Origin of the sequence: Photobacterium sp. GB-56 (assembly GCF_003026105.1) — a bacterium.
Lineage (GTDB): Bacteria > Pseudomonadota > Gammaproteobacteria > Enterobacterales > Vibrionaceae > Photobacterium.
Window position 1 is genome coordinate 81,606 of record NZ_PYNW01000016.1, and the last position, 14,027, is coordinate 95,632.

12 protein-coding genes, 1 tRNA gene, 1 rRNA gene and 1 riboswitch are annotated in these 14,027 nt (G+C 44.1%); of the genes, 3 read left to right on the plus strand and 11 right to left on the minus strand.

Annotated features, from left to right (window positions below; genetic code table 11):
- Nucleotides 1–67 precede the first annotated feature (67 nt).
- Nucleotides 68–1,603: a DNA recombination protein RmuC gene (gene rmuC, locus C9J42_RS17805; protein ID WP_107207822.1), complete on the minus strand. Its 1,536-nt coding sequence runs from the start codon at nt 1,601–1,603 to the stop codon at nt 68–70.
- A 217-nt stretch (nt 1,604–1,820) separates the two neighbouring features.
- On the opposite strand from rmuC, the gene C9J42_RS17810 reads away from it, so the two are divergent.
- A complete protein-coding gene (locus C9J42_RS17810; RefSeq protein ID WP_107207823.1) occupies nt 1,821–2,714 on the plus strand; it encodes a DMT family transporter in 894 nt (297 codons plus the stop codon).
- 87 nt (nt 2,715–2,801) lie between these two features.
- On the opposite strand, the gene C9J42_RS17815 is transcribed toward C9J42_RS17810, so the two are convergent.
- On the minus strand, nt 2,802–4,004 hold the full coding sequence (locus C9J42_RS17815; protein ID WP_107287861.1) for a multidrug effflux MFS transporter: 1,203 nt from the start codon (nt 4,002–4,004) through the stop codon (nt 2,802–2,804).
- 290 nt (nt 4,005–4,294) lie between these two features.
- Between C9J42_RS17815 and C9J42_RS17820 the strand changes: the two genes are divergently transcribed.
- Complete coding sequence (locus C9J42_RS17820) at nt 4,295–6,082, plus strand: aminopeptidase P family protein (protein ID WP_107207825.1); 1,788 nt, start codon at nt 4,295–4,297, stop codon at nt 6,080–6,082.
- Nucleotides 6,083–6,133: 51 nt separating this feature from the next.
- On the opposite strand, the gene thiH is transcribed toward C9J42_RS17820, so the two are convergent.
- The 7 genes from thiH to C9J42_RS17855 form a co-directional block, all read right to left on the minus strand.
- Nucleotides 6,134–7,246: a 2-iminoacetate synthase ThiH gene (gene thiH / locus C9J42_RS17825; RefSeq protein WP_107207826.1), complete on the minus strand. Its 1,113-nt coding sequence runs from the start codon at nt 7,244–7,246 to the stop codon at nt 6,134–6,136.
- A gap of 9 nt (nt 7,247–7,255) precedes the next feature.
- Entirely contained in the window at nt 7,256–8,020 is a 765-nt protein-coding gene (locus C9J42_RS17830; protein WP_107287862.1) for a thiazole synthase, read from the minus strand.
- 1 nt (nt 8,021) lies between these two features.
- Nucleotides 8,022–8,234 carry a sulfur carrier protein ThiS gene (gene thiS, locus C9J42_RS17835; RefSeq protein WP_107207828.1) on the minus strand — a complete coding sequence of 71 codons (213 nt, stop codon included), beginning with the start codon at nt 8,232–8,234 and terminating at the stop codon, nt 8,022–8,024.
- The gene (locus C9J42_RS17840; RefSeq protein ID WP_107207829.1) at nt 8,235–9,020 is read right to left on the minus strand and encodes a HesA/MoeB/ThiF family protein; all 786 of its coding nucleotides are present in this window, start codon (nt 9,018–9,020) and stop codon (nt 8,235–8,237) included.
- The gene (thiE, locus tag C9J42_RS17845; protein WP_107302216.1) at nt 9,010–10,227 is read right to left on the minus strand and encodes a thiamine phosphate synthase; all 1,218 of its coding nucleotides are present in this window, start codon (nt 10,225–10,227) and stop codon (nt 9,010–9,012) included. Before thiE ends, C9J42_RS17840 begins: the two co-directional genes overlap by 11 nt.
- Nucleotides 10,227–12,146 carry a phosphomethylpyrimidine synthase ThiC gene (gene thiC / locus C9J42_RS17850; protein ID WP_105061483.1) on the minus strand — a complete coding sequence of 640 codons (1,920 nt, stop codon included), beginning with the start codon at nt 12,144–12,146 and terminating at the stop codon, nt 10,227–10,229. Before thiC ends, thiE begins: the two co-directional genes overlap by 1 nt.
- Before the next feature lie 118 nt (nt 12,147–12,264).
- Nucleotides 12,265–12,362: riboswitch (TPP riboswitch) on the minus strand.
- A gap of 124 nt (nt 12,363–12,486) precedes the next feature.
- The gene (locus tag C9J42_RS17855; RefSeq protein ID WP_107207831.1) at nt 12,487–12,909 is read right to left on the minus strand and encodes a universal stress protein; all 423 of its coding nucleotides are present in this window, start codon (nt 12,907–12,909) and stop codon (nt 12,487–12,489) included.
- 205 nt (nt 12,910–13,114) lie between these two features.
- Here C9J42_RS17855 and crcB point away from each other — a divergent pair, with 205 nt between their 5' ends.
- Nucleotides 13,115–13,498 (plus strand): fluoride efflux transporter CrcB, encoded by a 384-nt coding sequence (gene crcB, locus C9J42_RS17860; protein WP_005372395.1) that lies wholly within the window; start codon nt 13,115–13,117, stop codon nt 13,496–13,498.
- A 215-nt stretch (nt 13,499–13,713) separates the two neighbouring features.
- Here crcB and C9J42_RS17865 read toward each other — a convergent pair.
- Together C9J42_RS17865 and rrf are read right to left on the minus strand one after the other, a co-directional pair.
- Nucleotides 13,714–13,790: transfer RNA gene (locus tag C9J42_RS17865), tRNA-Asp, on the minus strand.
- A gap of 113 nt (nt 13,791–13,903) precedes the next feature.
- Nucleotides 13,904–14,019, minus strand: a 5S ribosomal RNA gene (gene rrf / locus C9J42_RS17870).
- Between the last annotated feature and the right edge of the window lie 8 nt (nt 14,020–14,027).

The window sequence follows — 14,027 nt, forward strand, 5'->3', positions numbered from 1 at the left end:
ATGCATTTATTCAACTGGGCTTAGTGTACTTGATGGTTGCTCTTTGCTCAAAGCGCTTTACCTACCATTATGATAAATCCCCTTCAGATGGCACGGTAATATGAGAAAAGCCTCGGTATTCAGTTAGGTTAGATTGTGACTTTTCCACCAGCTGAGCACTAATATCACGTTTCACTTCAACCCCTAGTTGTTTGAAACTTTCTGCTTGGCGGATCACGTTGCCACGACCTGTTGCCAGTTTATTCATCGCCCCTTGATAACTTTGATTCGCTTTTTCTAACGATTGTCCCATCGCTTCCATATCCGTAACAAACAAGCGTAATTTGTCGTAAAGCTTGCCTGCACGATCAGCAATTTCTTTGGCATTTTGATTTTGTCGCTCATTACGCCACAAGTTATTAATAGTACGCAATGCCACCAGCAAGGTCGTTGGACTCACCAGCATGATATTTAAATCCATCGCATCCCGGATTAATGCCGGATCGGCTTCAATCGCAGCTTGGAACGCAGGTTCAACAGGAATAAACATCAAGACATAATCCAGACTTTGGATGCCATGAAGCTGATGGTAATCCTTACGGCTTAACCCACGCATATGGGCGCGCATCGAGGCAACATGTTCACTCATGGCGAGTTCACGCTCAGCGATAGTGTCTGCATTAAAGAAGCGCTCATACGCCACCAATGACATCTTGGCATCCACCACCACATCTTTTTGTTGGGGTAAATGCACCACAACATCGGGCTGATAACGCTTACCGTCTTCGTTTTCCAAACTGACTTGAGTTTGATATTCATGCCCTTCACGCAACCCTGAGTCAGACAATACTCGCGCCAGCACAACTTCGCCCCAGTTACCTTGGGCTTTGTTATCGCCTTTAAGGGCTTGGGTTAAGTTAATTGCCTCTTTCGCCATCTGCTCATTGAGCTGTTTAAGGCTATTGATTTGATGCACTAAAGTATGGCGCTCACGAGACTCTTGCGTGAAATTGTCATTAACCTGCTTTTTGAAACCTTCAAGTTGCTCTTTGAGTGGACTCAACAAGTTTTCTAAACTCATTTTATTCTGTTCATCCACCGTTCGAGTCTTCTGCTCAAATAAGCGATTAGCTAAACTTTCAAATTGAATACGCAAGCGTTCTTCAGCATTTTCTAATAGCTTAATTTTTTCATCTGCCGCTTTTTGTTCTTCAAAATGGCGGGCATCTTGCTCACGCAGATCGGCTTCAAGCCCCGCGCTGGCTAAGCGAGAATTATCAAGCTGCTCAGATAAATACTGCTTTTCATTTTGCAGCGCGTCAAAGTGACGCATTTTTTCTAATGCCGCAGCTAAGCGACCGTGCATTTGACGAATTTCATGGGTTAATCTGTCACGATCGTCATCTAACTCTTCCAGCTCTTGGTTTCTTTCTGCTAGCTGACTTTGTAATTGCTGCTCACGACTTAATGCTAAACGCGCATCTGATTCTGCTTGTTGCTCGACAAGCTGAAGCATTTGTTCGTATCGACCTTTATACCAGAATGCCGTGATCACACTGGCAACGGTGGCACCTAACAATGTTGCTAATGCGGTAATAACGCCACCACTTAACCATTCTGCCATAGTAAATTCTCTATCTTCCTGACAAATTATTCTCGCTTTTAAGGCTAAGAGGATACTGGATAAATGTCCAGCTAACGAAGAACAACTTAAACAATAAATAATGGATATAAGCGTTTTTGTTTGCACTCGATCACAGGCTATATCATCACTCGCTATTCACCTTTATAACCATCTCCTACACTGCGTTACCGTTTTTCATTTTTTAACAGGGATAGTCATGAACGAACGCCTCGCTTTAGGGTATGGCATTGCCGCTGTGTTACTTTGGTCTACTGTCGCCACTGCTTTTAAAATTACCTTAGCTTATTTTTCTCCCGTTCAAATGATGGTGATTGCTAGTAGCGTGTCTGCTCTCGCCCTTATTGTTATAGCTGGCTATAAAAAAACACTCCACCAGCTTAAGTCGACTTTTCTTCAACGTCCGCTTTACTACTTATTACTCGGACTTATCAATCCTTTCGCTTATTACTTAGTGTTATTTAAAGCCTACGAATTATTACCTGCTTCACAGGCTCAACCCATCAACTACAGTTGGGCAATCACTCTGACTTTAATGGCTGCACTTTTCTTAGGACAAAAAATTCAGCGTAAAGATTGGATAGCTTGCGTGCTGGGATATGGCGGTGTGGTGGTAATTGCGACTCAAGGTAATATTTCAGCCTTGAATTTCACCAGTCCGTTAGGCGTTGCGTTAGCGCTATTTTCGACACTGTTATGGGCAGGCTATTGGATTTTAAATACTAAAAATAAAGCCGATCCAATCCTCGGCTTATTACTGGGCTTTTTAGTCTCGCTGCCATTTTCTATCGGCTTGAGTCTGTATCTTGGCGGTTGGCAAAGTGTACCTTGGCAAGGATGGGCAGCAGTCACGTATGTTGGTTTATTTGAAATGGGGATCACCTTTGTTTTATGGCTCAATGCGCTACGGTTAACCCGTAATACCGCTAAGATCAGTAACCTGATTTTTATCTCACCTTTTATCTCTTTATTATTGCTCGCCACAATTATTGGTGAAACGATTCATCCCTCAACATTGATCGGCTTAATATTAATTATTGCAGGACTCGTAATCCAACAATGGCGAAATAAAAAAGTCCCGATTGTTGAATAGCTAAATTTAACCAAAAAAAAGCCTGTCGATTTGACAGGCTGTACGGATAAGGCTGTCACCACCTTACCTTTAAACTCATAATATTTATTAATTCTGTACCGTTAACTGTGGGTGCCAACGACGCCCGATTTTAGACACTAAAATCAATAATCCTGGGATCAGTAACCACATTTGTAACGTCATTAGCACGGGGGATGAGAAATCTAATCGTTGGGTTAGGCTCACCATGACACCAGCACCACTCATTTGGAATAGCCCCAATAATGCTGCTGCAGTTCCAGCACGATCGCCAAATGGTGCTAATGCTTTTCCGGCTGCAGAGCCTAATACAAAAGCAAAACCAAAGGAACAAATGAAGATTGGCACCATAAAAGCCCATGCTTGCTGTAATGGGCTTAATAGCAGCATCAGAGCGCCAGCCATCATTAAGATAATCAAACCAGTACGTAACGTTCGGCGAGTACCAAAGCGATCCATAAATCTGGGTGCAACCATACAGGCTGTAATATTGAGCACAGCATTAATACCAAACCAGATCGTAAACTGGTTCATGTCTTGACCAAGGTGGTTCATCAACCACACTGGTGCTGAAGTTACATAGGCTAAAATCACCGCCATCGCTAACATGCAAAGTGTAGCGTGAAATAAAAATGTTGGTTCGCGAAATACCGACCAGTAACGACTAAGACTAATAGTAGAGCCTTTCACATTAGTACTGACAGGGCGTGTTTCTTTAAATAACACCATCACAAAAAGACCTGCAACTAACGCAAATCCTGCCATGAAACTAAAGTTTGAACGCCAGCCAAAATGATGAGTAAGCCAAGTGCCTAAAAGAGGAGCAAGCGCAGGAATAAAACAAATCGCACCATTTAAATAGCTGATCATACGACCGCTTTTTTCAGCGCCAAAACTATCACGAACCGCAGCAAAAGCAGCAACAGAGGTTGCGCAAGCACCAAAGCCTTGTAGCAAGCGTGCCAACAAAAGTAAATCTAAACTATGTGCAACATAAGCCATCACAGCACTAAACCCGTAAATGACAATACCACCAAGAGCAATCGGACGACGACCAATACGATCAGCTAATGGGCCAGCTATTAATTGTCCGAGACCAAGGCTAAACATGAACCATGTCACCGTATCTTGAACACGGGTAGGATCAACTTGAAAAGCATTTGCCATAACAGGCAATGCAGGAAGATAAATGTCTATAGCCAACGGGCTAAATAACACCAAGGTCACCATTAAGGCGACAAGCCGAGTATCGGTAGAAGTAGAGGTTGTCATGTGGCGTTCCTAGAAAAAGATCGCGCAAGTCTACGGTGTTATGAGAGTGAATAAAAATGGTTTATTTTCAATACCGCTTTTCCAAATTGGAATCCACCAGCCAACGTATTAATCACTAAGATAAATAGAGTCATAAGGTGAATACCCTGTTATTTATCATAGAGACAATTGAAGCGAGCCGCTAAAAAAGCTAACGTAACAATATTAAACCTAAATCGCTAATACCACAGTGATCAGGGTGAATTAGATCTAACCGCCTTCTAAAGGTGGTTTCTTGACAAGGAACAGACATGCAAACAGTTATCGCACAACGTATTGAGCAAATCCGTCAATGGCTTGAAACACAGCAGCTCGATGCCTTACTGATCCCTCATGAAGATGAATATCTTGGTGAGTACATTCCCGATCATAATGAGCGCCTTCATTGGCTAACTGGATTTACTGGCTCAGCAGGTGCTGCCGTGATCACTCGTGATCGTGCTGCAATGTTTGTTGATGGTCGTTATGTTGTGCAAGTGCGCAAGCAAGTACCGGGTGATGTGTTTGAATATTGTCATTTGATCGAGCAACCACCGGTGCACTGGGTATTAGAAAATCTAGCAGCAGGTAGCAAAGTCGCTATTGATAACCGCCTACACAGTGCTGCATGGCTGAAAAATGCCACGACAACCCTTGATGGTGAACTAGAGCTAGTATCAGTTAACGAAAACCCAATTGATGAACTATGGCTTGATCGCCCAGCACCAAAACTGTCGGATGCGGAGTTAATGGGTCTAGAGTATGTCGGTCAATCAAGTGAAGAAAAACGTGAACAAATTGCCGCACTACTAAAAAAACAAAAAGCTGATGCTGCCTTTTTAAGTCAGCTTGATAGCATTGCTTGGCTACTCAATGTTCGTGGTGATGACGTTCACTGTCTACCCGTTCTGCTGTCAGCTGCTGTGATCCACAGCGATGCATCAGTTGATTTCTACATCGATCATCACCGCCTACCAGAAGGTTTTGCAACGCACGTAGGTAACGGCGTCAATATCCGCGAGCCAGAGCAACTCGCCGCGGGTTTAGCCGCACTTTCAAGTAAACGTGTACAGTTTGATTCAGCGAACAGTAATGCATGGGCAGCTCAGCAACTGACTGATGCTGGCGCACTGCTTATTGAAGCAGCTAATCCAACACTGCTACCAAAAGCCGCTAAAAATACGACTGAAATAAATGGCATGAAAGCGTGTCATATTCGTGATGGTGTCGCGATCTCTAAATTTCTTGCGTGGGTAGATAATCAAGTTGCAAGTGGCAATCTATTAGATGAAGCAGTGCTTTCCGATCAACTTTGGCAATTCCGTCAGCAAGATCCAAGCTGTCGTGACGTGAGCTTCGATACGATTTCCGCCTCTGCGGGTAATGCAGCAATGTGTCACTATAACCACATTGACCAACCACAGCCAGGCAAGCTGCAAATGGATACGGTTTACTTAGTCGATTCAGGCGGTCAATACCCTGACGGTACGACCGATATCACCCGTACTATCGCTATCGGTAATCCAGGTGATGAAGTAAAACAAGCCTTCACACTGGTACTAAAAGGTCATATTTCATTGGCTTCGGCACGTTTCCCGAAAGGTACAACAGGCTCACAACTTGACGCACTCGCGCGTCAGCATCTATGGGCACATGGCTTTGATTATGATCATGGTACAGGTCACGGAGTGGGCCACTTCTTAAGTGTTCATGAAGGTCCACAACGCATTTCTAAAGTGGCTAACCCAACCGCGCTACTGTCAGGTATGGTGTTATCTAACGAGCCAGGTTATTACCGTGCAGACGCATTTGGTATTCGTATCGAAAACCTTGAACTGGTCGTCGATATTGAAACTCAAGGTGACATGAACGTCATGGGTTTTGAATCGTTAACCCGTGCGCCAATCGATAAGCGTTTAATCGATCCTGCACTATTAACTGACGTAGAGCTTGCATGGCTTAACAACTATCACCAAATCGTGTTTAACGTGATCAGCCCATCGCTGACAGGTAGTGATCTTGAGTGGCTAACACAAGCGACATCACCACTAAGCCGCTAACGCTTAGATAAGAAAAAGAAAAGCCGGTACGCATCACGTACTGGCTTTTTATTATCCAGAATAGGCGGGATGCCAATCTTTCCACACCACTTCAAACCCCTGTTGCTTGACCGCTGTAGCGACATCTGCGACCGAACGTTCATCACTGATTGCAAACTGTTCTAGCTCTGGCGTGTCATCAGCGTATCCGCCCGGTTGGGTTTTAGAGCCCGCCGACATACTAGTGATCCCCAAGGGCAATACATTATCGCGAAAATGCGGTGATTCTCGCGTCGATAACGACAGCTCAACTTCAGGATTAAACAACCGATAAGCACAAATCAATTGCACCAGTTGGCGATCCGTCATCACCGATTTAGGCTCTAATCCACCAGTACAGGGTCTTAAACGTGGAAATGAAATCGAATAGCGGCTTTGCCAATACGTCCGCTCAAGATAAGCCAAATGACTGGCAACAAAAAAACAATCCGTGCGCCATTCTTCCATACCGATCAAAGCACCAATCCCTATCTTGTCTATTCCGGCTTTTGCTAACCGATCTGGTGTCGCTAAGCGGTATTCAAAATTGGTTTTATTGCCTCGTAAATGATGCTTCGCATAGGTTGGCGCATTATAAGTTTCTTGATACACCATCACCGCATCTAAACCAAGTTGTCTCAGCTCTTGATACTCATCTTGCTCTAGTGGCTGTACTTCCATTGCCAAATAACTGAAGTGCTGTTTGATTTGAGGGATCGCATCACGAAAGTAATTCATACCAACTTTGGTTTGATGCTCGCCAGTGACCAGTAACACACTATCAAAATTTAGCGCTTTTATTGCCTCACACTCTCGCTCTATTTCTTGTTCACCCAAGGTACGACGCTTAATGCGATTTTCCATCGAAAAACCACAATAGGTACACGCATTGGCACACAGATTCGAAAGGTATAACGGCACATAAAAACTCATGGTATGACCAAACCGCTGACGTGTTAGCATCGCAGAGAGTTGTGCCATTTGCTCTAAGTAAGGTTCAGCCGCAGGGGAGATTAAGGCTTTGAAATCCTCTAGATCCAGCGTTGATTTTCCTAAAGCACGCTCAACATCGGTAGCCGTTTTAGTATAAATCGACAAACGGATATCATCCCAATCCATTTGTTGCCAAACATCCACAAAGCTCATATTGGCTCCTTAATCGTTAAGAAATGCCGTTAATGGACTTGATGCAATTGCATGGTTCACCTTACCTGCAAGACCCGCTTCATAGGCCATACGACCACTTTCCACGGCCAATTTAAATGCACGCCCCATTGCAATCGGATCACTTGCCGCTGCGATGGCAGTATTGACCAATACCGCATCAGCCCCCATTTCCATCGCTTCTGCGGCATGAGAAGGTGCCCCAATGCCCGCATCCACCACCACAGGTACTTGCGCCTGATCGATAATAATGCGAAGAAAATCGCGAGAAGCGACCCCTTTATTCGAGCCAATCGGCGCACCTAATGGCATCACGGCAGCGCAACCCACATCTTCTAATCGCTTACAAAGCACAGGATCGGCATGACAGTAAGGCAGTACAACAAACCCTTCTTTTACCAACTGCTCTGCCGCTTTTAGCGTTTCAATCGGATCAGGCATGAGGTATTTTGGATCAGGGTGAATTTCTAATTTTAGCCAATTCGTCCCCAATGCTTCTCGGACTAACTGCGCAGCAAAGATCGCTTCTTTGGCATTTTTCGCCCCTGACGTATTAGGCAGTAAATTCACTCCAGCTTGGATCAGTGGCGCTAAGATATCGTCATCACGCTCAGCGATATTGACCCGCTTTAGTGCCATAGTCACGAGCTCAGATCCTGTTGCTAAAATCGATTCTGCCATGACATCACGATTGGCGTATTTACCTGTTCCGGTAAACAGTCTCGATGTGAATGTTTTATCTGCAATAGTCAACATATTAACCTCCAGCTATCGCTTGAAATAACGCGATCTGATCGCCATCAGCAATGACGGTTGTCGACCACTCACTGGCTCCAACAATGCGCTGATTTATCGCGACCGCAGTACCTTGTATGGGTAAATCTAACTGCTTAACAAATTGATGAACGGTTTGCTCAGCCTCGCAAGACATAGATTCATCGTTCAACCAGATAGTTATCATGGTAGCCATTTACACAACCTCTCTTTGATCTTGCTGACCACACACAGGGCAACCAGAATCAGCATCGATTGATACCTGCTGCCATTTTCCTGTTAAGCCATTAAATTGCTGCAGCAAACCAAACCCAACTTCAGCAACACCTGCGATAGCTTTGATCGCATTAAGCGCTTGTAACGTTCCAATAGTGCCAACAACAGGCCCCATCACGCCGTTACTACGACAATTTTTATCTTGTGGTGACGCTTCAGTACTAAATGGAAACACACATTGATAACACGGTGAGGCCTGCCTGAAATCAAACGCCAGTAACTGTCCTTGCCAACCTATCGACGCACCGGCAATCAGTGGTGTTTGATGCTGATAACAAGCTTGATTGACCGCATAACGGGTAGCCCAGTTGTCACTGCAATCAAGTACAATATCGGCCTGTTGTACTTCCATTACGAGTTGAAAACCTGCAAGCTTAGCTTTTACTGCACGCGTTCGTACCAATGGGTTCAATGCTAAAAGCTGATCACAGGCTGCTTGCGCTTTATTGAGTGACACATCGGTTTCTCGATAAATCACCTGACGCTGCAAGTTCGAACTCTCAACCTCATCATCATCAGCAATCACCAGTAACCCAACACCCGCAGCCGCTAAATACATCGCTGCCGCTGAGCCTAAACCTCCCGCACCGACGATCAATACCTTGGCATTGTTAAGTGCAAGTTGCCCCTGCTCTCCCATCTCTTCCAGCATGATTTGTCGGTTATATCGAATAAAAGCAGTATCAGAGAGTCTGTCAGTTGTCATCCTTAACCTCCCGCTCAGATAAGCATTGATTGAGTTGTTCGACGGCAATCGCAGGCTCACTTGACTGGGTGATCGCGCGTACCACCGCAACACTACTTACCCCTGTTTTCCAAACGACGGGCACACGAGATAAATCAATCCCCCCAATTGCCACTGTTGGAAACGTATTGCCAATCAATTGTTGATACAGCTTTAAGCGGTGAACGCCTTGCGGTAATGACGGCATTTGCTTGGTTGTGGTTGGGTAAATATGACCAAGGGCGATATAACTGGGATTAAATGCCATCGCACGTAATATCTCGTAATACCCATGGGTTGAGATCCCTAAGCGAAGATTCGCTTGTTGAATGGCATTGAGATCAGCGACCGCTAAATCTTCTTGTCCCAAATGCACCCCAAAAGCACCATGCTCAATAGCCAGTTGCCAATAGTCATTAATAAAGACCTGCGCATTTGCCTGCAGACCTAACGCAATAGCATGAGCAACATCTTGGTTCAAACCTTGTGCATTCGGATCTTTGATCCGCAGCTGAGTGGTTTTCACATCCAATTCAAGTAACTGCTTAACCCATTGGACGGAATCCACTACCGGATATAACTTCAGTTTATCACTATCAACAGCAGCAAAAGCTTCAACTGGCTGACATTCGAATTGCCAACCAATATCTGACAGCTTTGAAAAATTAGCACAAACGATGTCAGGGAAAGCCTCACGCTCAGTTGGCCAAATGCCCATCTGCGTTGACTGGGCATACGCCCTTGCCAGCACTAGAGCATCTTCTAAGGGGTAATCAAGCGCGAGTGCCACCAATAACATCGCTCTCTGTTGAGTCGCATTACCAAGCTCAACACTGAAACAACCACGAACGTCACCATCATGATGCCAAAGATCAAGATAACCACCATTGACAGGTAAACCACATACCACAACGTTAGATCGTTTCAGTATTTGCGCTTTGATCAGCGAAAGATCTACCTCAGAAGATACCCATTGATCTTGAAATACATAATCAATTAGCTGAGTGGAGCAGGCTTGTTCAAAGCCCACTCGTTTAACGCAAGAGGGCGTCGATACCTCTATCCACTCTTGGCTTGATGGTATTAACGTGACTTGCTCACCTAACTGATACTCTGCAGCAGAGGCTAATAATGGCTCAATATGCATCACCAGAGACGATAAGACCTTTGGTAAGCTTAAGGTGCTCATTAGCTTTCCTCTTTAGCTAGGTGATATAACTCACTACCTTTAGATCGAAACTCTTGTGCTTTTTGCTGCATGCCTTCAAGTGGATCATCTAATAGCTTGATCGCGATTTCTGAGTCTTCTAACCCCTTAGCGTAATCTCGTACTTCTTGAGAGATCTTCATTGAACAGAATTTAGGGCCACACATTGAACAGAAATGGGCAACTTTGCCTGACTCTTGAGGGAGAGTTTCATCGTGATAGGCACGCGCCGTTTCAGGGTCAAGACCGAGATTAAATTGATCTTCCCAACGGAATTCAAAACGCGCTTTAGATAAGGCATTATCGCGCACTTGTGCACCAGGGTGGCCTTTTGCTAAATCAGCAGCATGGGCACAGAGTTTATAAGTGATAAGACCGACTTTTACATCGTCTTTATTAGGCAAGCCTAAGTGTTCTTTGGGTGTCACATAACAAAGCATTGCACAGCCATACCAGCCAATCATCGCCGCACCAATACCCGATGTAATATGATCATAACCCGGTGCGATGTCTGTCGTCAGTGGGCCTAAGGTATAGAATGGCGCTTCATGACAATGCTCTAGCTGCTCTTCCATGTTTTCTTTAATCATGTGCATGGGTACGTGACCGGGGCCTTCAATCATGACCTGCACATCGTATTCCCATGCAATTTTAGTTAACTCACCTAATGTGCGTAGTTCACTAAACTGGGCTTCATCATTAGCATCGGCTACAGAACCTGGACGCAAGCCATCGCCCAGTGATAGTGAAATATCGTATTGCGCACAGATCTCACAAATCTCACGGAAGTGCTGATAGAGGAAGCTTTCTTTATGGTGTGCCAAACACCACTTCGCCATGATAGAGCCGCCACGCGATACAATACCGGTTACACGTTTCGCCGTCATAGGTACATAACGAAGCAGTACGCCAGCATGGATAGTGAAGTAATCCACCCCTTGCTCAGCTTGCTCTAGTAATGTGTCACGGAACACTTCCCAGTTAAGGTTCTCAGCCACACCATTTACTTTTTCAAGTGCTTGGTACATAGGTACAGTACCAATCGGAACAGGGCTATTACGAATGATCCATTCACGCGTTTCGTGAATATTTCGACCAGTTGATAAATCCATTACCGTATCGCCACCCCAACGGGTCGACCAGACAAGTTTTTCAACTTCTTCTTCAATCGATGAACTCACCGCTGAGTTACCAATATTGGCATTCACTTTAACAAGGAAATTACGGCCAATGATCATTGGCTCAGTTTCAGGATGGTTAATGTTGGCAGGAATAATTGCTCGGCCTTCAGCCACTTCTTTACGCACAAACTCAGGCGTAATTTCTTTTGGTAAATTAGCACCAAAGCTCACACCTGGATGTTGTTGGTTTAATACTTCATCACGGTATTTCGCACGACCCATATTTTCACGGATCGCGATATATTCCATCTCAGGCGTAATAATACCTTGGCGCGCATAATGTAATTGCGTCACACAACGCCCAGCTTTTGCACAACGAATACGCGCACGTTCCGCAAAACGTAAATCATCAAGCGTCTTATCATCTAAACGTTCATTGGCATACTCAGAGCTTAACCCTTCTAGTAATTCAGTATCGTCACGCTCTGCGATCCATTGCTCACGCACTAACGGCAAGCCATTATAGATATCGATGTTTTTTTCAGGATCAGTGTAAAAACCAGAAGTGTCGTAAACGCGAATAGGCTCGTTAGGCTCAAAGATAGGATTATCTTTACCGCCACCAACCAAGCTATCAGCTAAAGTGATTTCACGCATAGGAACAAGCACATCAGGACGGCTACCTTGAACATACACTTTCTGTGAGTTCGGGTATGGTTGCGCTGTTAATGATTCAATAAATTGTTTCGCTTCCAGTCTCGCTTGCTTGCGATTCGACATAGCAGTTTCCTTGATTTTTCAATGTAGGGGAAAATGCTTGGCGGATGGGCGTAAACAAGAGGTGTGTACCTAAGTACAGCTATGCAGATGCATACAGTGATCCCTTAAGATATGTAGCAGAAGACATTCTCTCGTTCCCTTCGCAGGTATTAGCCTGATCAGGTTCAACGGATCCCGCAATGCGGTCTCAGCCATATGGCACTCCGACAAGTAGCAATGAGTATAAAGAAGCCGTTATAGTGCAACAACCTTTATACTGAGAAAAATAATAAAAAGTGACAAACAACAAAAAGCCGTGCATCAACACGGCTTATTATTACATTGCATATTTTAATCGTTGTTACTGTGAAATTAATACATCACAACCTAGGTGATTAGCCAAAGAATCACTTAAATCACCAAACAAGTGAAAAGTCGATTTATGGTAACCGGTGATCACTAGGCTAGCATTCAGTTCTTTTGCTAAAGCCTCTATATGCTTTGAAACATCGCCATCTGCAGTATGTATCGCTTTAACTTTATGAGAAGAAGCTGTAATTAAATCAGATAACTCTTTCATGCGTTTTTTTGCAATCGCATCATGCTCTTCTTGTAGCTCAACTTCCACATCAATAAAACTTACGTTTCCGATCCCTGGCTCAACATAAGCAACATGTAAATCAGCGTGATTTTGCTCAGCGATAACGCCAGCTTTCACCATCAATTTATGCGCATTTTTATCTTCAGGATTAACCGCTAATAACACTGTTTGGTAAAGCGACATACCTAGCCTCCTTGAGCTAAGGCTCATAGTAAATTCATTATTTATGATTATGATGCTATAAATATAGCTATACAACTAAGTATTACGCTGACTATTTAATATTAACTTAAATCAATGATTGCATTTTTGGAGAGTTCTCACTCTTCTCGCTAGCGATTATCATGAGCGCTTTCTATCATTACCTAAAAATATAAACGAGATCCCAATGAGCCAATATTTATTACTAGGATTCATCGCGCTTGGTGGTGCATTCGGCGCCTGCTCAAGATACCTCATTTCTGAGCTATGCGTAATGCTATTTGGCCGTGGCTTCCCATACGGTACTTTAACCGTAAACGTGCTGGGCTCCTTGATCATGGGGCTATTGATGTCAGCACTTAATCAAGGAATGATTGAAGCTGCACCATGGCGACCTATTATCGGCTTAGGCTTCCTAGGCGCACTAACAACATTCTCCACGTTCTCAATGGACAATGTTGTCTTGATGCAACAAGGTGAATTTTTCAAAGCAGGTTTAAACATTTTACTTAACGTTATTGTCAGCATTGCTGCTTGTTATGTTGGCTACCAGCTTATGATGAAAAGTTAATAGATAACCGATAAAAAAACCGCCTGCATGGCGGTTTTTTTTATATCTAAATTAAACGAGTCATCACTTTATGCTAATGAAGAAGAACAAGTAATTCATTATTCTATTTAGATTAAAATTCTAAGTAACGCTATATATTTCTTAGCTATGTTTATGGCACTTATCTTCAGACGAAAAAAAACCTGAATCTTTCGATTCAGGTTTCTTTAATAAAGTGGCGGAGCGGACGGGACTCGAACCCGCGACCCCCGGCGTGACAGGCCGGTATTCTAACCAACTGAACTACCGCTCCACACGGAGATAAAACTTTCGTTTTATCCGATATCCGTAGTTCAAAACGAATATCTTAACTTTTTGTCTTCACTTTTTGTCTTCACTTTTTGTAAAAGTGAAAACGAATTAGAAGCCTGGCGATGTCCTACTCTCACATGGGGAGACCCCACACTACCATCGGCGCTATTACGTTTCACTACTGAGTTCGGCATGGGATCAGGTGGGTCCATAACGCTATGGTCGCCAAGCAAATTCG